Consider the following 21,300-nt stretch of genomic DNA (forward strand, 5'->3'; position numbering starts at 1 on the left):
CCTACCGACAGGAGAGAAAAATCTAGACGCTTCATCTGAAAAGGTGGGTATTATCCTTGTTTGTACAAGATTACACAACAATTTCGGGGCTAGTTTTTAACCCTTATTAGAGAGTGCAAGCCTATCTTCGAGTTAAAAGCAGATCCTTTCCTTTAGAGCAAACGCCCGATGAAAGAAAAATAGAAAGCTCGCATTAGAAATGCTAAATGCTTAAAAGCTTTAGAAGAAATTCCTTCGGATAAGAATTCCATTCAACACTCTCAAAACGAAAGCGGGCATCGAACCCGCTTCCAAATTACTGAAAAATATCTTTAGGATCCTTTCGGCAAGCCAAGCCAACCGGTTAACACATCCTGCAGTTCCTGAATCCCTTCCTTCTTGAGGCCGGAAAACAGCTGATAAGTGATATTGCCGCCAAGCTCGGCCGCTCTCTTGCGCGCCATCTCCATGGCGGCTCTCTTCTCAGTCGTTTTGAGCTGATCGGACTTGTTCAAAAGAAAATGAATCGCCAGATCCTCTCGAGGGAGCAGAAAGTCGAGCAAAAATTCATCAGCCGGCATAAAAGGTCTTCTGGCATCCATCACGATGACAATGCCTTTGAGCTGCTCTCTTCCGACAACATAGCCGCCGACTAAGTTTTCCCAAGTCTTTCTGGTTTCAGGGGCAGCCTTAGCAAAGCCATATCCCGGTAAATCAACCAAATAGCCCTTTGGAATTCTTTCTCTAGGCTTCTCTCCTTTTACAGAGAGCTCAAAGAAATTCAAAAGCTGAGTACGGCCCGGAGTCTTTGAGGAAAATGCCAAACGAGACTGGCGGCAAATACAGTTGATCGAGGTAGATTTCCCTGCGTTTGAACGGCCCGCAAAAGCAATCTCCGGAAGTTCAGAGTCCGGCAAACCTTCAATGTCGGCTACGGACATCACAAATTTTGCAGAATCAAATAATGAACTCATCTTTGTCCTTCTTTATTTTTTCTTTTTGTCCTTGTGCTTTTCGGACTTTTCCTTCTTATCCTCTCTTGGCATATCAAGCTTGTCGTTAGTTTCGCCAAGGCAAGAACCGGCAGGATACAAGATTAACGGATCGATTTGTCCAACCGCCTTAGGATCTTTTTCAGCATAGTCTATGGTCTTCAATACATAGCGGATGGCATTGAGACGTGCTCTCATCTTGTCGTCGCTGCGGATAACCAGCCAAGGGGCATAGAAATTATCGCTCGCTACGAACATATTATGAATAGCTTCGCTGTACTCATCCCACTTGTCTAATGAAGCCAAATCAACAGGAGAAAGTTTCCACCTCTTCAGCGGATCCGTGCGGCGCTGCTTAAATCTTCTCTTTTGTTCTTTTCTGGAAACAGAAAGCCAGAACTTAATCAGAATCGTCCCGCTGTTGATAATGCTCTTTTCGAAATAAGGAACTTCCTGCAAAAACTGCTTTGTTTGCTCTTCCGTACAGAAACCCATGACCGGCTCTACTACGGCACGGTTGTACCAAGATCTGTCAAAGAAAACGAGTTCGCCCGGAGAAGGCAGTTGAGACGAATAGCGTTGGAAGTACCATTGACCTTGCTGTTCCGGCGTAGGTTTCGGCAGAGCCACAACTCTGGCTCCGCGGGGATTCAGGCTCTCGGTAAAACGAAGAATGGTTCCTCCCTTTCCGGCGGCGTCTCGGCCTTCAAAAAGAATCAGAACTTTCTTGTTATTTTCCTTAACCCACTTCTGCAGTTTCAGCAATTCAATCTGAAGCTGATAGAGCTGCTTCTTGTAAAGGTCCGGATTGTAGCCATGAATGTACGGATAGGCCGAAGGAGACGTGTCAGGATTTCTTTCATCCATTTCTTCGGTTGGAGAGGCTTTCTTGTCTTCCTTTAAGACTTTATCAGCGACTAAGTCTTCTAGGAGACGCTGCTTCCCGTCAGCCGTTAAATGGGAAAGAACAATCTCCGTCACTTCCTCGGGGGATTTTCCGTTTAACGCTTTGACAGCAGTCTTCAGATACTTCGAAGCCGGCTCGAGTGAACTGAGATCAAAAAGCTTAGTGTCCAGCTCTTCTAAACCGGTTTGTTCCTCTTGCTTCAATTGTTCCGTCACTGTCTTCTCCAAAATTGAGTTTTATGACTTCCCGAAAACTTCGTTGAGCTGCTGAGTTACACGAACGAACGTAGTTCTCTTTGTAAGCTCTTTCAGACGTCTTGCACCGACATAAGTACACGCAGAGCGAACGCCACCGAGAATGTCTTGAATAGTTCCTTCGACAGGGCCTCTGTCTTCAAGAAGAACTGTCTTGCCTTCTGCGGCGCGGTAGTGAGCGACTCCGCCGGCATACTTATCCATAGCAGATTTACTGCTCATGCCGTAGAAAGCTCTGTATTTCTTGCCGTCTTTCTCTAAAACTTCACCGCCGCTTTCATCGTGGCCGGCAAACATACCGCCGAGCATAACAAAGTCTGCGCCGGCACCGAATGCTTTTGCAATGTCGCCCGGTCTTGTGCACCCGCCGTCAGCACAAATCAGTCCGCCTAGGCCATGAGCTGCGTCTGCGCACTCAATCGTAGCTGACAGCTGAGGATAGCCAACGCCTGTCATCTTTCTGGTTGTGCAGACAGAACCTGGGCCGATACCGACCTTAACGATATCAGCACCGGCTAAGAGCAATTCTTCGGTCATATCTCCTGTAACGACGTTACCGGCCATAATGACCATGTTCGGGAAGCTCTTTCTGAAGGAGCTGACAAAGGAAACAAAAGTTTCCGTATAACCGTTAGCAACGTCGATGCAGACATATTTAATTGCATCGGGAGCAGCCTTCATCACTTCTTCAAACTTCTTCATATCGGCTGAACCGATACCTAAAGAGTAGAAAGCAGTGCTCTTGTTGGTAAGTTTGCTGAAAAATTCAACATAGTCCTTAGCGTCATAGTGTTTATGAAGAGCTACGGACAATTGATGTTTGCCTAAGGCTTCGGCCATGGAAAAAGTTCCGGTCGTATCCATGTTGGCAGCAATGATTGGAATACCTGCGTATTCTGTTTTTGAATGAAGGAATTTAAAAGGTCTGACTAGGTCAACGCTAGAGCGGCTGGAAAGTGTCGATCTCTTAGGTCTGATCAATACATCTTTGAAGTCTAGCTTGATTTCATTATCAATATGCATTTACAAGTTCTCCGTTATTTAGCAGACACTTTGCTGGATTCTTTCATATAAATGCTGGTTTGTCATATGAAAACGCCTAAAAAGAGTGTCAAAAAGAAAGGACCGCCGATAGACGATCCTTTTCACCTCTTAACTAACTTTCAAAATTACAGAAGAATATCTGTTGCCATGTAGTGTTGATATGGGTGTGAGCAAGCCGGGCAGACTTTTGGAGGTTCCAAAGCTTCGACTTGGTAGCCGCAAACTAAGCATTGCCAAAGAATTGGTTTGTCTCTCTTCCAAACTGTGCCGGTTTCAACCTGCTGGAGCAGACGACGGAAGCGGTTCAAATGTTCCTGTTCAATTTGTGCAATGGCTCTGAACTTAGAGGCGATGTCGGTAAATCCTTCCTGTTCTGCGATCTGTGCATACTTGATGTAAGCGTCTACGCCTTCATTCTGTTCTTCGGAAATAGAAATCTTCAGATTTTCAATAGTTCCGCTTGGAGGAAGAGCATCCACCGGTGTAGGTGCCATAACAGAGCCGCCCTGCAAGAAACCTAAAAAGATTTTTCCGTGGCGAAGTTCATTAGCAGCCGTAACGTTAAAGACTACGCCGATTGGGAAATACAGTTCTTTGTTTGCCTGATTTGCATAGTATGTATAACGAGCATAGGACTGGGCTTCATTCAAATATGAGATAGCCAAATTTTTTTCTGTCTGAGTTCCCTTGATGCTTTTTACATCAGCCATTTTTTCACTCCTCAAATACTTAAACAACGCGGGTATTTCGCCGTTTGGTCTGTCCATGATAAGACCGTGTTTTCCCTATCTGAACAAATCACCACCAAAATAAGTAGGTTCCTCCCGCCAAGTTTTTCCCCGATTTAACAAAACTACTTAGATGAAGCTTTTGATCAAATGACAAAGAACCTTTGCGAACTTCGCTTTTGTATTAAGAAGTTACATATATAGAATAAAAAACACCTTCTCGGAGTTAGCTAAGCATTTCTAAAAGTTTTTTGAACTCAACAAAACACCCAAAGAAAAACAAAGCAAACTGAGGACAGGATTCTTCGAAGATATAAAAATTTCAGCTGAGTTTAATGAAGACAATCCCGTCTTCTAACTATCTATGTTCATTTACGTCCAAGGAAAAAAATGTTGAAATTTAGGTCCGTCGCCGTTGCTTTATTTTGTACCGGCTTAATCACTTCTTTTGGTGCACAAGCTTCCCAAGTAGATATGTATGGAAAAATTGATGCAAGCGTGTTAACTGGCAAAACTCGTCATGGGGCTGCTGCTGTCCAACTTAAGTCTGGTTTTACAGCTGGATCTCGATGGGGCATAAAAGGAGTTGAAGATCTCGGCAACGGTTATAAAGTCGGCTTTATTCTGGAACAGGGATTTACTATCGATGACGGAGCAGAAGGAGGAACCAATCAAGCTTTCAATAGAGAATCCTCTCTCTATCTCGACGGCAGTTTTGGACGTGTAACATTTGGCCGTTTAGGAACTCTGGGATTCGCCCAATCCACGGGCATCTTGAGAGGCGCAGTATTCGGTGTCACCCATGGTGCCAGCGGATGGGCCTCTGGAACTACCTCTCTTCATTTTAGCCGTGTAGACAATGCGGTTGCATACAGTACACCGTCTTTTGGAAACGTCTCCCTCCATGCAATGTATTCAAATGGCACTAACACGGACGACTCCGAAAACAAGTGGTCAAAAAACAATCACTATTATGGCTTAGGAGCTCTCTACCGAAGCAAAGAAGCTAGCGGGAGCGTTATCTTTGAAGCTATGGACTACAAAAATGAAACTGGTATTAAGCACAATCCGCTCTATCACCTGACTATTGGAGGATATTGGCAAATCGGACAAATTCGTCCAATGGCAATTTATCAATATCAATGGGGAGAGGATCGATACAAACAGCATACCGCCCAAGTCGGAACCCAAATTAAAATCGGCGCGGGTACCGCAAAATTAGGCTTCAAATACATCACGAGAAAGGTGGACGGAAAAGCTTCCCTTATCCAAAAAGAGAAAAAAGCAAATCTCTGGAATATCGGTGCTGGCTATGAGTATCCATTTTCTAAGCGAACAAAAGTTTATGGATTCGCGGGATATGTTGACGGAGGCAAAGGCTGGGGGAAGGGAACCAGCTTGAAAACGACTAACCTAAATGGATACCAGATTGCCTTCGGCATGGTTCATGACTTCTAATGAGTTTTGAATCCTTTTAATTTCGATGACGACCTGTATAGTCTCTATCAGAGAAAGGACATATAGGTCGTATTTTTCTTTCATAGTATTTAGTCTTAATTATTTGACATTCAAAGCACTCTGCTCCAAACCTTCTTCTCTAAAAGTCTTCCTCCATTCAGAGAGAAGAATTTTTTAACATAATATTCAATATCAGTCGCTTTCCAACAAGAGACGATGATCCGTCGTTAAAGACAATAATCTCACTGGGAATCTTCTGAAAAACATATATTTTTGTCGTTTTTAGCTTTTATTTTTCTTTGTTGTGCCATGCTTGATTTCTCAGTATTGATTTCAGGTCTGTTGACCGGTTTGTCATTGATCATTGCTATTGGTGCACAAAACGCTTATGTGTTGAAAATCGGACTGCACAAGAAATACGTCTTTCCGGTGTGCACAATCTGTTTTCTAGGCGATTTCCTGCTGATTTGGTGCGGTGTTTTCGGTATCGGCGCCATTGTTCAAAAGTTCCCTATCTTCCTCGACATTTTCCGCTATGGCGGCGCGGCATTCCTGTTTATTTACGGTCTGCTGTCCTTGAAGAGTTTTTTTAAGTCTTCCGGCTCCTTAGTCGCAGGAAATACTGTTTCGTTGCCTAGTCTCTCCAAGGTTCTTCTTACCTGTTTAGGCTTCACGTTCCTCAATCCTCATGTTTACCTTGACACCATGATTTTGCTCGGCAGCATTGCATCTGCCTACGGTGACCCCGGCAAATATTTCTTCAGCATGGGAGCCTGTTTGGGAAGTTTTCTTTGGTTCTATAGTCTTGGATACGGAGCAAGACTGCTCAGACCAATTTTCCGGCGTCCAATCGCTTGGAAAGTTTTGGACCTGTTAATTGCCGTCGTTATGTTTTTCATCGCAGGAACGTTGATGTTAGGACAATAAAGACCGAGACTTTTGCTTTTACCTCGATTTTTATTTTTTGATATTCCCGTTTCCTTCATGACCGCACTTACCCTGAAAACTAGAGTCCTTTACTTTGAAAAACCTTCCCATTTTCTAAGTAGTGAGCTAGGATCTGTATCGGGATTACGATCCCAATACAAGGAGAACTACTACATGAAAATTAAATCAATAATCGCAGCTCTTGCTGTTTGCTCCGCTTCTTTTGCATTCGCAGCTGACCTCCCGAATGTAAAAATTCTTGCCACTGGCGGTACTATTGCCGGCACAGCCGCTTCCGCCACACAGGTAACCGGCTACAAAGCCGGAGATTTGGCTATTCAAACTTTGATTGACGCTGTCCCAGCAGTCAAAGATATTGCTAATGTGACCGGAGAACAAATCGTTAAGATTTCCTCCAACAACATGAACACACCGACATTGTTGAAGCTTGCTAAACGTGTCAACGAACTCCTTAAAGATCCTTCTGTATCCGGCATCGTCATCACACACGGCACCGATACATTAGAAGAAACAGCCTACTTCCTTAACCTTCTAACCAAGAGCGACAAACCGGTTGTTCTGGTTGGCGCTATGAGACCGGCTACTGCAATCTCAGCAGACGGCCCAATGAATCTTTTGAATGCCGTTAAGGTTGCCACTTCTCCGGAAGCTAAAGGCAAAGGCGTCATGATTGTTATGAACGACGTCATCAACGGTGCCAGAGACGTTACTAAGACTAATACAACTAACGTTGCAACCTTCAAGTCTCCTGAACTCGGTGCTCTGGGCTACATCGGTGCCGGAAAAGTCCGCTTCTACAAGCAGTCCACCAAACGTCACACCACCAACAGCGAATTTGACGTTTCCAACTTGGAAACTTTGCCGCGCGTAGACATCATTTATTCCCACGTTGATGCTGACCGCGTAATGGCAGATGCTGCTGTTAAAGCCGGTGCCAAAGGCATCATTCATGCTGGAACAGGAAATGGCTCCATTGCTGATCCGACAGAAGCAGGTTTGAAGGATGCTGTCAAAAACGGCGTCGTTGTTGTTAGAAGCGCTCGGGTTCCAAACGGCCCAACAACAGTTTCTCTTGCTAAGTGGAAAGATGCTGGATTCTTGGAATCCGATACTTTGAATCCTCAAAAGGCTCGCTTACTTTTGCAATTGGCTCTGACAAAGACCAGCGATCCTAAAGAAATTCAACGTATGTTTGATGAATACTAATTTGGCTTTAGCCAAAGGAATCTTGCTTTCGACTCCGAATTCGCGGTAGTCAATTAGAGTAAGAGAACAATCAAAAGACCGGCAGAAAATTCCTTGAAATGATCTGCCGGTTTTTCTTTTCATGAATCCTTCCATCTGGACTGTTAAGTCCGGAGAAGATGCACCATAGAGTGGCAAAACACTCACCCGTCAGCGTTGTTATCAAAGAAGCAGAACAACTTAAAGCCACTCATACAGAACAAAAGAACCATTAATCAAGGCTTGATGAGCGAAACAAACTAAACTTTTCTAAAACTTATTTTGGAAAAGTCTAGACTTTTCTAAAATTAATTTTAGAAAAGTTTGATGTGGACCTACACATATCAGCAAAATCAATAAGATAGCGTTTCCACGTAAATCCAGACCGTTAAAGATTCATTCCGCTTTAATGGCAGAAGAAAAGCCGCTGACAAAACTCACATAGTTAACACTTTTTCTGGTCAGCAGCTCTCTTCTCGCCATGACAAAAATTTCCGCAAAATCACCACCATTTACGATGGCATTTTTTATGGACAGTTTTCTTCTGCTCTTCAGATCTTCATTTTTGCAAGACCTAGGCGCTTTTTATATGCATCAATCACATGCTGTCTTTTTTCTTCCATCCCGACAGACGCCTTCTTTCCCAGTGCATCTATCTTACGTCCCAGTTCTTGGAAAAACTTAATCTATCAATCAAGTACGTTAAGTTTTGGAGATCTTCCACTCTCCCAATAAAAAATTTTGCCGCCTAAAAATACCCCCAACTGTCTCTAAAAATAATTTTCACCTTGTCCCAAAAAATAATTAATCACCACCCAAATCACCACCTCCGAGACACCTCGATCCCGGAGTTCAAAACAAATCATTTGAGGAATCAGCCTACATACACACTTCCGCCTCACCTGCTGCTTTCTTTTTATTGCGCCTTTGAGTCCATTGAGCCTTTTCTTCCGCCATTCTGACGACCTTCGGCTCAAACTTTGCCAGAACATCTACCAAGTCAGTCTGGCCTGCTATCACTTTATTAATGTCCTTGTACACCTCAGGAGACTCGTCCAAAGTACCGCCAATCAGCGTCACCTCTCTTGCGCGAAGAAAATTCTTCATATCCTCTCTTTTGAGATTTCTATATGCTGCGGCACGGCTCATAACTCGGCCTGCACCATGAGAACAGGAGTTAAAAGATTCCGGATTGCCTTTGCCTCTGACGATGAATCCCGGCGTTCCCATCGAACCTGGCACCACTCCCAGTTTTCCTTCTCCCGCCGGAGTCGCTCCTTTCCTGTGAACAATCACCTCTTCTCCGTTGAACTCTTCCTTCCAAGCAAAATTGTGATGGTTTTCAACGTATCCGCGAACGCCGCATCCAAGGCCGGCAATAACATGCTTGTGAATCAATTCGTGATTGGCCGCTGCGTATCGCCCGCAAAGTTCCATCGCCTCCCAGTAGTCTTTTCCTTCCTGTGAATCTAACTCCAACCAAGAGAGTCGTTTCAAGTTTTCTGGCAATTCCGGATGCAAAAATGCCGCAAGTTCGGAATAAAAATTAGCGACATGCTGACCAAGTCCTCGGCTGCCCGAATGAGAAAGCAAAGCTGTGTAAGTGCCCGCTTTTATTTTCAGTGTTGGTTCGTCAATATCGGCTTCAACCGTAAGTTTGCCGAATTCAACAAAGTGGTTCCCGTGACCGCTGGTTCCTAGTTGAGATCTGGCTTTCTGGAAATTCTCTTTTAAAACGCCCGGTTTCTTCCACAGGGGATCTTCCATAACCTCATGGACTCTCATTCCTGGATCAAAGGCGATTCCGACTCCGAAACGAGTCTCACGCAAAAGGACCTCGCCGAATTTTCTTCTATCTCGTTCGAACTCTTCATAAGGAACGTCCAAAATCGATATTCTCATGCGGCACGCAATATCTACACCTACTGCATAAGGAATGACAGCGCCTTTTGTTGCCAGTACTCCGCCGATCGGCAATCCATAGCCTTGATGTGCATCCGGCATCAAGGCCCCTCCCACAGAAATCGGCAGACTAACGGCGTCATCCATTTGTTCCAAAGCCTTTGCTTCCACTTTTTCCGTGCCCCAAAGTTTCCAAGGAGCCTTCTCTTTTCTCTCGCAAAAGTTAATTCTGTTGGCTCTGGATTGTTCTAGTTTCTCAGCAGCAACTGCGAAAATCTCCTTGAGATCGCCGCTAAGAACCTTTGTCGGCTTTAACGCTGAGGCTAATTGCTTTAACGCCTTTTTGAGCTCAACGTCCGACTTGCCTTCTCGATAGGCATTGTGCAGTGCTTCATAAAAAGCGTTTCTCAGCTCTTCTGTTTTAAAAATTGGAGTCTCATCTAACTCTTTTCTTTTAAGCATTTTTTATCCTTGTATTTTTGGCACTTCAACAAGCAATTCTTTGCGGTCCTTTTCCAATCCAACTTTCTTCCCGGTAAACAATTCAAACGTCTGACAGCAGCTTTCCAAGTGTTCCGTAAGATCCGACGTTAAGAATTTCCCGCCTGCGGCAAAACCTAGGGGAAGAATCAGTTGATCGGCTAAATGTGCTTCTACCGGTACTTCCGCGGCAAAAAATTTCCGCAACTGCTTTCCGAGGTTGTTAGCTAGAGCCTCTGAGCTGTATCCGTAGGCTGCAATATCACTGAATATGAGAGGATATTCGGCAGATCCAGTTCTTACGATAACGGCTGCACCAGGTTCTTCTATTGTTGACTTCTCAATAATCTCCATTTCGTACGGAACCGCACATTTCATCTTCTCGAATTCTTTAGTTATCAGCTTGCGGATCTTGAGCGTTGTTTTTTCCGGGAAATGACTCGTTATCAGCTGAACGGTGCATTTTCGCTGTTTTTCTCTTCTCACCCAATTAACCGGTCTAAACTGTTTCGGAGAATTGCATGCCACACTGATTTGTCCTCCGCCTGCTTTATAAAAACCAAACTTCTCGATATTCGCCTCGATTGAATATCCCATCCGGTTCATTCGTGTGACTAAACTTTCAGCAAAGAACTCTCCTGTAGGTGCCTGCGGACAATAAGTTCCGCCATCGACGATCACTTGAGAAGGCAGTTTCTGGACGGCTAATGGTAAAAGGACACTTTGTAGAACCAGCGTTGCGCTGCCGCCGCTTCCAACTGCAAAATGATAGGAACCGCTTTTGATCTTTTTAGGAGTGAAGCTCAACGCATCCGACCCCAATTCAGCTCCTTCAACCTTAGCGCCGCAAATTTCTGCACAAGCCTTTACGCCGCATAAGTGCTGCTTTCTAAGTCCCGGCTGCGGCCGTCCTTTACGGATGTCAGTCATTTCAAAAGGAATGCCCAAGATACAGGAAAGAGCAAGAGAAGAGCGCAAAATTTGTCCTCCTCCGTGTCCCATGCTTCCGTCTATTTTTAGCGTTTTCATTTTCCCCTCTTAAGTCTCATCCTTTCTTATAGCAAAAGTCATGCCAACTTTTCATTCTTATTTAAATTCATGTAGTTATAAAATTATGACTTATCTTTTCGTTGAACTTGAAGATAAAAATTTATACTTTAAAATATTTTTCTATAAATTTTTATAGCGATAAAAATGAAAAAAACGGTTGTTTTCGGTTTTCTCGGGACAAATCTTGATCAGCCCGGAAGAGCAAAATGGTCTAAATGGCGTCCGACAGTATCTTTAGGCCAGCAAGAAGACCTTATGGTGGCCAGGTACGAGCTTTTTTATGACGTCCCCTACCAAAAACTCGCCTCTTCAGTTCGTGAAGACTTTCTTCAAGTTTCTCCGGAAACAGAATTCAATACTCATCAAATCAGGCTCCGAGATCCTTGGGACTTTCAAACCGTGTATAGCGGTATCTTCGACTTTCTAAAGACCTACAAATTCGATACCGATAACGAAGAATACTTGGTCCACATTACTACCGGTACTCATGTCATCCAAATCTGTCTCTTTCTTCTAACCGAATCACGTCACATTCCGGGGAAAATTTTGCAAACTCAAATGCAAAAGTACGGAGATCCAACCGGTACTTACACAATCATTGATTTGGACCTCTCCAAATACGACATGATTGCAGAGCGTTTCCATCAAGAACAGAAAGAAGGAGTGCACTTCTTAAAGTCCGGTATTGAAACAAAGAACCCGGTCTTCAACACGATGATCAGAGAGCTGGCCACCGTTAGCGTCAAATCCAAGTCGCCGATTCTTTTGACCGGCGATACCGGTGTCGGAAAGACCAAGATGGCTCGCCTCATATACGACTGGAAAAAACAGCAAAGAATGGTTAGCGGCAGCTTCGTCGAACTTAACTGCGCTACTTTGAGAGGTGACGCCTGTATGTCGGCTCTCTTCGGCCACGTTAAAGGTGCTTTTACCGGCGCAGTCAATCACAGAGAGGGTCTTCTCAAAGCAGCTGACGACGGACTTTTGTTCCTGGATGAGATAGGAGAACTCGGCCTTGATGAACAGGCCATGCTGCTGCGTGCTCTTGAAGAAAAACGCTTTTATCCTCTCGGTTCTGATGTCGAAAGCCAAAGCGATTTCCAGCTAATCTGCGGTACGAATAAGAATCTCTCTGCAATGGTGAAAGAAGGAAAGTTTAGAGAAGATCTTCTAGCCAGAATCCAATTGTGGTCTTTCAAAATACCTTCTCTCAAAGAGCGGCCGGAGGATATTGAACCAAACCTTGATTATGAACTTCAGCAAGTTTCTATCAATACCGGCACACAATTCAGTTTCAACAAAGAAGCCAGAGAGAAGTTTCTTCAGTTATCTCTGTGTGATCAAGCTTTATGGAAATCCAACTTTCGAGATTTGTCCGGAGCCGTAATAAGAATGGCAACACTCTCAGATGGAGGAAGAATCACGGAAGAAACTGTCGACTCGGAATGGAAAAGGCTTGTCCATCGGTGGCATCCTGACGAGAAAGTTCAGTCTCCTGCCACATCTTCCTCTGAAATCATTGGTGAGACATGGGACAAATTAGATCTTTTCGATCGCTGCCAATTAGAGAAAGTTATTGAAGTCTGCAAAACATCTAAAAGTCTTGCTGATGCCAGCAGGAAACTCTTTTCAAACTCCATCCTCGAAAAGAAGTCCAGCAATGATTCAGATCGTCTGCGCAAATATCTCGCCAAGTTTGGTCTCTGCTGGAAAGACTTCCATTCGTAATGGTCTTCCGAAAAAACAATAATTTCTTCCTTTGCTGACCGCAAACCTTTGCAGCTCTCTTGGCACAAAGGTTGTTGGATTCCGAACAAAATAGAAAGAATACGAACAAGCACTTTAAAACACTGAATTACCGGAATGGCTATATTTCGACTCATACAAGAAAATAAGAAAAGATTCCTCGAGCTTCTTCTCCTTGCAGACGAACAAGAGGATATGATTGACCGTTATTTGGAAAACGGTGAACTGTGGACTCTGGATGACAATGGTGTAAAGGCTGTCTGCGTCGTTGCCGACGTTGGAGACGGAACCTTGGAAATTAAAAACCTTGCCGTAGTACCGAATTTTCAACGCAAAGGATATGGCAAAACCATGATCGAATTCATTGCCGAAAGATATAAGAATTACTCGCGCCTGCGCGTGGGAACCGGTGCCAGTCATTTGACTCTTCCCTTCTATCATTCGTGCGGATTCCGAGAAACGGGCGTAATTCCGAATTTCTTCACCGACAACTACGACCATCCTATCGTAGAAGGAAACGTTGTATTGAAGGACATGATTCTCTTGGAGCGATCTTTGCTTAATCACTAGCATATTGGCCGGACAGAGAACTGCAAAGGATTCTGAAGACTTACTCGGGATCCCCCACAACAGGGTCTCTCCAGGAAAAGATTAAGGCCTTGGACAACACCTGTCCGAATCGCTTTTTTCTAATTTGAAGGACTCCAAAGTATCGTCGGTTTTGATAACCTGACTTGTCTCAATCTAGAAGGAGAAGAAATGTCTGTAACCAGAAGAAAGGCCTTAACAGTACTTGGTGCAAGTGCTGCCTCTTTGTTGACTTCAAATGTTTTTGCGGCAGTTACTCTTCCACAAGCGCCTGCTGTTCAGCCTCTTCAAGTGGTTCCTTGCCAATATCCGGTCATCGAACTTTCCGGTACACCTTTCGAACGAGGAAAGGCATACGGAATGGCGGTCAAAGAAGCTGTCCGAAGAAATATCGTTTTCTACAAAATGATTTTCAAAACTTTCTCCAATATTTCATGGGAGAAAGCAATGGCAACGTCTAAGAAATTCCTTCCGTATATCGAAAAATTCTGCCCAGGTGCTATTGAAGAAATGAAAGGCGTCGCAAGCGGTGCAGATTTACCGTTTGAAGAAATCCTTACTCTTAACTGCCGCAGTGAAATCATGTTTGCCGCTTCAGACGGCTGTACGGCGGTGGCCTTTCTGAAAGAACAAACCACCGGCGGAAGCGTCTTGCTCGGCCAAACTTGGGACTGGTTCATGCCGGCGCGAGAAAATACATGCATCCTTAAAATTCGTCAGGAGAAAGCTCCCGATATTCTGATGGTGGCAGAAGCTGGGTTGATTGGCGGCAAAGGTCTTAACTCCTGCGGCATCGGATTGTGCCTTAATGCCGTGAGCATCGGCAGCGGAAAAGAAGGTGTACCTCTTCACCTAATCATGCGCAACATTCTCAACACTACTTTGCCGACGGAAGCGTTAGATTGCATTGCCCACGTTCCGAGAGCCGGTTCTGCTACTTTAACGATTGGTTCGGCTGAGGACCTTGTAATGGCTGTAGAGTATTCCCCGAATGAGTTTGACGTTCTGATGGCAGAAGAGGAACCATTGGCTCACACAAATCATTTCCTCTCTCCGCTGATCGCTCCTCATGACAAAGGCAAAGCCGGACCGCTTTCAACCTACACTCGCCTGAATACTGTTCGCCGGAAAATCAAAAAACTTGGCAAAGCCGATGGTCTTAATGCGATATACAGTCTTTTGACTTCACATGAATTCTTCCCGGAATCACTCTGTTATCACGAGGACGTAAGAGATTCCGGCCTTCGTGCGTGTACGATTTATTCTATGGTCATGGATTTGAATTCAAAAACTTTACTGATCTCCAACGGCTACCCGTGCGAAGGAAAAGTATCGAAGTTTTCTATCTGATATTTGATCTTTTTGAAGACCTCCTTTAGAAGTCAGGCATACCAACTTAACTTCAAAGGAGGTTTATGGTGTCACACCATATTTTTCAAAAATCGGGCCCCACCGCTTTGGATAAGCCTTCTTTTGAGTGTTTGCAAACCAGGAGGCAAATTCGTACAAAGGCTTATTCTCAGCGTCCTCTTTTCTAATGGCAATTGTCATATCCCATCGTGGCCGATGCCATCCCGGAAGCAGAGGAATGAGCCTGCCGTCCTTTATATCGTCGCTGCAATAGGCGACCGACAAGTCCACCGCAATTCCATGTCCCAGAAGCGCAGCACTTCTGCAAGAAAAAGCGTCTCCAAGATACACAAGCTTAAAATCAGAAGTCAATGAAACGCACTTACCTGCATGTTCTAAAGTTCTGGTCGTTGGATATATTCGGCTGTCGCGCAAAATCAAGACGTGATTCTTTAAGTCCTCTACGCAGGAAGGACTACCGTTCCGCTCAACATACTCCGGACTAGCCAACAACATGTTGAAACTAAAACCGGCATCAAACAGCACGAGATTTCCGTCGGCGTTTTCAGGTCTGTATGGGAGCATAACAATATCTGTTTCTCCATCCAGCAAATGTTGATGATCGCAATCATTAAGAAAACGAACATTGAATTTGGGATGAAGCTCCCGATACTTTGCCATGACAGGAAAAAGATCTTCTCGCGTCATGTTTACCGGTAAAGACAAACGGATGTCTATGGGTTTCGAAGCTACCTCCTGGAGCTTTAATGACAGTTTGTCCTCACTTTTCAGAAGCTGATGAACACAAGGAAGAATTTGCTCAGCTTCTTGCGTCATTCGAAATGGCCGCGAGGAACGATCAAACAATGAAAAGTCTAAATTTTTTTCGAGTTCTTTAAGGATCCGTGAAGCAGTTTTCAAATCTAGATCAAGCTCTATCGCCGTTCGCGAGATATTCAGAGTTTGCGACGTCTTTTGAAATACTTTCCATGCTAAAAGGCTCTCTTTTGGGATCATCTGCTATTTCTTAATTTTTGAGAACTACTTCAGAAATTCTAACTAGTTCTTATCAGGATTTTCACTTATCGTGATTATGTGAAAATCATTCCAAGGAGAACAGAGTTATGAAATTCAAATTTTCAGTCCTTGCTGCCCTAGTAGCGGCCGCATTCTGCGCTCAAGAAGCTTCAATGGCAAAAGACGGTACATACACTGCAACTACCTTAGGCCGCAATGGTGATGTGACGATCCAAGTCAAAATAGCTAACAATAAGATTGAGGACGTAAAGGTTCTCAGTTGGAGTGAAACTCATCCTGTTGCAGACCTCCCCAAAGCAAAAGTTCCTGCCGACATCGTTAAAAATCAATCTACCAACGTAAATAATGTTTCTGGGGCCACCTTAACGACCTTCGCAATCAAGGCCGCAGTCCAAGACTGTTTGAAGCAGGCTGGGCTTAATCCAAAAGATTTCTCCAAGATGGTGCCACAGCCACAAAAAGTAACAGGCAATATTGAAGAGAAAACTGATGTGATTGTAGTTGGGGCTGGCGGAGCAGGATTATCAGCCGCTGTCGCAGCTGCACAAAGAGGATTAAACGTTATTGTTCTAGAGAAAGCTCACTTTGCGGGCGGCAACACCTCCGTGTCTGGCGGCTGTTTTAACGCAGCAGATCCAGAAGGTCAAAAAGATATCAAGATGACTGACGGTCAAAGAGAGTCGATTGAAAAACTTCTTGCTGAAAAACCGCAAAACAAGCTCCAGGAAGATCTCATTGCACAAGTCAAACAACAGTGGGCCGATTATAAGAAGTCAGGTTCCGAAAGCCTTTTTGATACTCCGGAACTTCATGCTCTTCAAAGCTGGAAAGCTGGCGATTACAAAGCAAACCTAGAACTTGTTTATCGTTTAACTAAAGAAGCTCCGGAAATCCAAGGAACCCTTGCAAAAATGGGAATCATTTGGCAGAAGAAACCAACACAATTCGTTGGGGCTCTCTGGCCGAGATCTCACCGAGCAAGCAATTACAAATCTGGCGTGGGCTATATCGACACATACTTGGACCTCATCAAAGCCGAAAAATTACCTGTTGCCTTTATGATGAGCACCCCAGCGGAAAGTCTTATTACCAAGGACGGCAAAGTAATCGGTGTGAAAGCCAAAGGTCCAGATGGTAAGACTTACACGATTCTTGCATCCAAAGGAGTCATCTTAGCCTCCGGCGGTTTTGGTGCCAACGTGAAGATGCGTAACGAATATGATGAGCTCTGGGATAAAAAGCTGGACGAAAAAGTTAAAACCACAAATATGCCGGCTATCACCGGTGACGGCATCAATATGGCCTTGAAAGTAGGAGCTGGCGTAAAAGACATGGGTTATATCCAGCTTCTCCCGACAACTGATCCCGCAACTGGTTCGACCAATCACAAGATCGTTGAATCAACCAATATTTACGTCAACAAACTTGGCAATCGTTTCGTGAACGAACAAGGAAGACGCGATGTTCTGGCAAAGGCTGCTCTTGCCCAACCGGATCATATCTTCTACATCATCGGCACTGAACAGACATTGCTAAAAGATAAAGAAGGCAGAGGCCCCTATGGAATCCTAATTTCTGATCTTTTAAAACAAAAGAAAGCATTTAAAGCCGATACCTTAGAAGAGCTTGCTAAGAAAGTCGGAATGGATCCGACAAATCTCAAGCGCACTGTTGAAAAATGGAATGAGTTCTGTAAGACACAGAAAGGAGATGAGTTCGGCCGCATGAGCTGCGAAGATGGAAATAAACTTCCGGGCGGTCCCTACTATGCCTCTCTCATGACGCCTTCGGTTCATCATACGATGGGTGGTTTGACAATCGATAAGGACACTCGAGTCTTGAATAAGGCCGGGAAACCAATTCCTGGTTTGTTTGCTGCAGGTGAAATCACAGGCGGCATTCATGGTACTAATAGAGTTGGATGCAATGCCGTTCCTGATGCACTCATTTACGGAACCATTGCCGGCAGAGAAGTAGGCAAGTAATCCTTGTAACAGACTGCGCTTCCTTGGCGCAGTCTGTTTGTTTGTAGAGGCCGCAGTGGCTGGAGATATTGCACCTCTTAAAAATTTTCAAGAATTCTTTGCTCCAAAAACTCTTTTGTGCTCAAGTCTCAGAGTACGTGGGAGCTTTTTTCTGACCTTCCTAGCCCATTAATTTGGAGTAGGTATCCACTGCTCCAAAATCTCCCAAAATCAGCTTCGATAGATCGGCGTATCAAAAAATTCCCGCATCCGGGCTTCTGCAGATTGATCCTGTTCATCCTCATGCGCATTGTCTTTCGTTAAAACAATCCTTACGGAATCGGAAAGGATTTCTTCGGAACCGGGAATTAACCGCATGACCATTGCCTTTGAAGGACAAACTTCAACACATCTTCCGCAATCAACACAGCGAAGGGGATCAGCGAGCAGTTTGAATCTCTGGTCTTCGGTTTTACTAGTTAAACAGCCAGATGAGCATAAGAGAACGCACAAATTGCAGCCGTTGCATTTCTCTTTAAATACGCCGGGCAAAGGAAAAAATTTCGCCTGAATTTCGAACTTAGGATCTTTGATTTTGAGTATTTCGATAACAGCTAAGAGAAGTTCTCGTTCAAGCATCGGAAAAACTTTATCAGTTTTAGGCGCACCTCCTGAAAGAGAGGCCACGTCGCAAATTCCTTGAAGCCGTTCAGAGACCCGGCTAAAAAACCTTCTGCGCCCTAGATCTACATTGTTCTCCGGCTGCGCCTCGAAAAGCGTCGGTCGGAAATCAACGCCCAAATCTGATGAAAGCTTTTCGCAAGCGTTGATAAGATTTTGAGCGGCGTTGTTTAGTGAGGCTGCACAACACTTTTTGCAATCCGAACAATGAAGCTTAATTTCAGCATTAAAAATTAAATGGGCCAAAAGCAGTAGCGCCGGACTTACGCCGCCAAAGCAACCTGTCGGAAACGCATGGCTTTCCTGAGCCACCTTAGGACAAACAAAAACTAAAGGTCGAGAGCGTGAAGGTCTTTCGTGAAGATTGCAGAAATGCGTTTTCAATGCGCTCAGCAAGTTATAGAGCGGGAACCGGCCAAAAGAGAAAGCCTCGGTCGGGCACTCTCTAATGCACTTACCGCACCCGGTACAAGAGGAGCTTTCTTCGATGGAAACGGACTGATTCTTAAGACTAAGTACCTTTGGCTGGCAGACTTCAATGCACTTTTCGCAGGAAGATTTCGGGAAAAGCGTTCTGACACAGCGATTCCTTTCGAAAGTTATTTGCGCAGAATTTGCCTCCCCTCCTCCTGACCGGGCTCTGCGCTCAATCTCAGTACTGCACTTAACTAATAGCCGGTTGAGCAGGTTCTCGATTACTAATTTGTCCGTCATCTTTATTTTTCCTGTTTTGCCTCGAACGCTTCCTTTCTGGACAGCCGTCGCTCAAGAATTGGCTGATAGCCTTTGCCGCACCCTGTCCGCTTTCTATAGCCGTCGTCACAAAGCTTGGCCCGCTCACCGCATCTCCGGCAGCAAATACCTTGGGAAGATTGGTATGTAAAGATCCTTTGGAAATAACAATCCCGGCTTCTTTCAAAACTTCATCTCTTGGCCCGCTGAAACCATAAGCACAAATCACCAGATCGGCTTTTAACACTTCGCTGATCCCCTCCCGATTTATAACTTTAACTGTTTTATCCGGTTGAACCGATTGAATTTCCGTTTCCTCTAAAAATTTAGCTCCCTCCCGAAGGGCACCCTCGTAGTCCTCCCTTGGCGGATTGGCTTTCAACAAAGATTTGCGGAACACGCAGGTAACCGTTCGAGCACCTTGGCGCAGTGCGGTCCGTGCGCAATCTAAGGCTGTTCCTCCAACTCCTAAAACGACTACATGTTTGTCGTGAGCCAAGGAATCCTTTTTCGGCTCTCCATGAAGATACTCAAGAGCTTGAAAAACAAAATTTGAATTTGCTCCGGGTACGTTTAGATGAATTGGATTTTCTGCACCAATTGCAAGGAGAACTGCATCGTGCGTATCAACGATACTCAGGAGCTCTTGTGCTGACTTGATTTCATATCCGAGCTGAAAATCGATGCCGGATTTCTCGTAGAGCTTTCTTCGGGTAAGGATTCTTTCTTTAGAGAGTTTGAAAGCCGGAATACCGAACATCGTCAGACCGCCGATCTCTTTTTCCCGTTCATAAACCGTAATTTTGTACCCCTGAGCACGAAGAACATCAGCTGCAGCAAGTCCTGCTGGGCCAGCACCAATTACTGCGACGGAAGGACTTTTCTTCATCGTCCGAGCTCTTGCGATCTTGTATCCTCGATCAAGCGAACGAGAAGAGGCAAAGTACATCAATGCGTGAATGTTGATTGGATCTGAGAAATTGCCCAAGGGACATGCCGCCATACAAAATTTATCTTTGGGACAGAGCTGAGAGCAAAGTTCAGGCATTTTCCCTGACTGCATCAAAAGTTTCCCGGCAGCTTTTGTATCCCCTGCGGCAATGGATCGGAGCACCTCGGGAATAGGATTGTGCTGCGGACAAGCTTTCACACACGCTCCGCATTGAATGCATCGGCTGCTTTCAAGAATGGCATTTTTCAAAGAGAAGGTTTCTTGAGGAGCATCAAAAGAGGCCTTAGAAACGACAGATTGTTCCGTTGCAGCCCCTCTTGGGAACCTCTCTTTTAGATAGACAACATTAGCCGTCTTTTCCTCCGAACATTTCGACTTCTTTAATAATGGAAAAGAAATCGCAGAGACAGGACAGCGCTGTGCACAAGCTCCGCATTTCAGACATCTGGAACTTTCCGCACTCGGAACCGTCTTCTTCAGATCAATCCCTTCCGGACAAGCATTCCTGCAGACCTGGCAGTTTAGGCCGAAAGCTCGGAGGCACTTCTGACCATCAACCTTCGGAACGAATGTCTTATTTAATCGGCTCACTAAAGAAATAAAGGCTCCGATTGGACAAATAAATTGACACCATCTTCTCAAAAAGAAGATTTCCAGGAAAAGCACTCCGAGAATCACAAGCGGAGTAATTGTCGGGTCATTGAACTTCAGCATATGAACAATGCCGATAATGAATGCGAAGGTTAGCCCGGCCGGACAAATTAAACAGAAAACAGGGAAAGAAAAAATTGCAGAAGAAACTAGCGCGGCCGCCAGCACAAAAAACGGCCCTTTCTTCTCAAGTGCAGCTGAATTAATGAAAGTAGCTTTGGAAGACAACGACGTTTGAGCCGAAGCACTCGATTTTTTGGGTTCCGAAGAAGTCTCTTCTCGAGAGGGACTTGTGCCTTCATCTTCGGAATCATTCACACAAGATGTCTCCTGCTTTGGTTCGGCTCCGAAGATTTTTCTTAAAGGCGGAACGGGACAAAGCCAGCCGCAGAAAAATCGCCCGAACACCACCACAAGCGCTACGAATACTCCAAGACAAATGAGAACGGATAAAGCCGGAGAACCGGACGCAAAAATGGTTTCTAATGCGCCAACCGGACAAATCTGAGCGATAGACCCAATGCCAAAGGAAGAAAGAGTCCCCCACCCTGTCTGCCAAATCACACCGCAGACAACAGCTAAAAGGAAAAGGCCAAGAGACAATGCGCGAAGAATAGAAAATTTTTTCATAA

General features: G+C 44.8%; 16 protein-coding genes. 7 read left to right on the top strand and 9 right to left on the bottom strand.

The annotated features are described in order from the left end of the window. Window positions 1–311: 311 nt before the first annotated feature. The 4 genes from yihA to RDK53_RS07930 all read right to left on the bottom strand — a co-directional run bounded on the left by yihA (window position 312) and on the right by RDK53_RS07930 (window position 3,886). Entirely contained in the window at window positions 312–953 is a 642-nt protein-coding gene (yihA, locus tag RDK53_RS07915) for a ribosome biogenesis GTP-binding protein YihA/YsxC (protein ID WP_308514076.1), read from the bottom strand. A 12-nt stretch (window positions 954–965) separates the two neighbouring features. Next, a complete protein-coding gene (gene ppk2, locus RDK53_RS07920; protein WP_308514077.1) occupies window positions 966–2,093 on the bottom strand; it encodes a polyphosphate kinase 2 in 1,128 nt (375 codons plus the stop codon). A gap of 21 nt (window positions 2,094–2,114) precedes the next feature. After that, on the bottom strand, window positions 2,115–3,155 hold the full coding sequence (locus RDK53_RS07925; protein WP_066594972.1) for a GMP reductase: 1,041 nt from the start codon (window positions 3,153–3,155) through the stop codon (window positions 2,115–2,117). 146 nt (window positions 3,156–3,301) lie between these two features. Beyond that, window positions 3,302–3,886 (bottom strand): rubrerythrin family protein, encoded by a 585-nt coding sequence (locus RDK53_RS07930; protein WP_308514078.1) that lies wholly within the window; start codon window positions 3,884–3,886, stop codon window positions 3,302–3,304. A 408-nt stretch (window positions 3,887–4,294) separates the two neighbouring features. On the opposite strand from RDK53_RS07930, the gene RDK53_RS07935 reads away from it, so the two are divergent. The 3 genes from RDK53_RS07935 to RDK53_RS07945 all read left to right on the top strand — a co-directional run bounded on the left by RDK53_RS07935 (window position 4,295) and on the right by RDK53_RS07945 (window position 7,516). Next, complete coding sequence (locus RDK53_RS07935) at window positions 4,295–5,362, top strand: porin (protein WP_308514079.1); 1,068 nt, start codon at window positions 4,295–4,297, stop codon at window positions 5,360–5,362. A gap of 309 nt (window positions 5,363–5,671) precedes the next feature. Continuing rightward, window positions 5,672–6,289, top strand: coding sequence for a LysE/ArgO family amino acid transporter (locus RDK53_RS07940; protein ID WP_308514080.1), 618 nt, complete (start codon window positions 5,672–5,674; stop codon window positions 6,287–6,289). 174 nt (window positions 6,290–6,463) lie between these two features. Next, entirely contained in the window at window positions 6,464–7,516 is a 1,053-nt protein-coding gene (locus tag RDK53_RS07945) for a type II asparaginase (protein ID WP_308514081.1), read from the top strand. Window positions 7,517–8,413: 897 nt separating this feature from the next. On the opposite strand, the gene RDK53_RS07950 is transcribed toward RDK53_RS07945, so the two are convergent. Further along, a complete protein-coding gene (locus RDK53_RS07950; protein WP_308514082.1) occupies window positions 8,414–9,898 on the bottom strand; it encodes an RtcB family protein in 1,485 nt (494 codons plus the stop codon). Window positions 9,899–9,901: 3 nt separating this feature from the next. Next, window positions 9,902–10,945, bottom strand: a complete 1,044-nt coding sequence (rtcA, locus tag RDK53_RS07955; RefSeq protein WP_308514083.1) for an RNA 3'-terminal phosphate cyclase — start codon at window positions 10,943–10,945, stop codon at window positions 9,902–9,904. A 165-nt stretch (window positions 10,946–11,110) separates the two neighbouring features. Between rtcA and rtcR the strand changes: the two genes are divergently transcribed. The 3 genes from rtcR to RDK53_RS07970 all read left to right on the top strand — a co-directional run bounded on the left by rtcR (window position 11,111) and on the right by RDK53_RS07970 (window position 14,650). Next, window positions 11,111–12,694: an RNA repair transcriptional activator RtcR gene (gene rtcR / locus RDK53_RS07960; protein WP_308514084.1), complete on the top strand. Its 1,584-nt coding sequence runs from the start codon at window positions 11,111–11,113 to the stop codon at window positions 12,692–12,694. A 135-nt stretch (window positions 12,695–12,829) separates the two neighbouring features. Then, window positions 12,830–13,282, top strand: coding sequence for a GNAT family N-acetyltransferase (locus RDK53_RS07965; RefSeq protein WP_308514085.1), 453 nt, complete (start codon window positions 12,830–12,832; stop codon window positions 13,280–13,282). 189 nt (window positions 13,283–13,471) lie between these two features. Next, window positions 13,472–14,650, top strand: coding sequence for a C45 family peptidase (locus RDK53_RS07970; RefSeq protein ID WP_308514086.1), 1,179 nt, complete (start codon window positions 13,472–13,474; stop codon window positions 14,648–14,650). A gap of 63 nt (window positions 14,651–14,713) precedes the next feature. On the opposite strand, the gene RDK53_RS07975 is transcribed toward RDK53_RS07970, so the two are convergent. Continuing rightward, on the bottom strand, window positions 14,714–15,667 hold the full coding sequence (locus RDK53_RS07975; RefSeq protein ID WP_308514087.1) for a LysR family transcriptional regulator: 954 nt from the start codon (window positions 15,665–15,667) through the stop codon (window positions 14,714–14,716). A gap of 107 nt (window positions 15,668–15,774) precedes the next feature. Between RDK53_RS07975 and RDK53_RS07980 the strand changes: the two genes are divergently transcribed. Next, window positions 15,775–17,673, top strand: coding sequence for a flavocytochrome c (locus RDK53_RS07980; RefSeq protein WP_308514088.1), 1,899 nt, complete (start codon window positions 15,775–15,777; stop codon window positions 17,671–17,673). Window positions 17,674–17,883: 210 nt separating this feature from the next. Here RDK53_RS07980 and RDK53_RS07985 read toward each other — a convergent pair whose 3' ends face one another. After that, window positions 17,884–19,047: a 4Fe-4S dicluster domain-containing protein gene (locus RDK53_RS07985; protein WP_308514089.1), complete on the bottom strand. Its 1,164-nt coding sequence runs from the start codon at window positions 19,045–19,047 to the stop codon at window positions 17,884–17,886. Further along, complete coding sequence (locus RDK53_RS07990; protein ID WP_308514090.1) at window positions 18,998–21,298, bottom strand: FAD-dependent oxidoreductase; 2,301 nt, start codon at window positions 21,296–21,298, stop codon at window positions 18,998–19,000. The genes RDK53_RS07985 and RDK53_RS07990 overlap by 50 nt, the downstream gene beginning before the upstream one ends. Window positions 21,299–21,300: the final 2 nt, after the last annotated feature.

The sequence above is a fragment of the uncultured Turicimonas sp. genome (assembly GCF_902477955.1).
Lineage (GTDB): Bacteria > Pseudomonadota > Gammaproteobacteria > Burkholderiales > Burkholderiaceae_F > Turicimonas.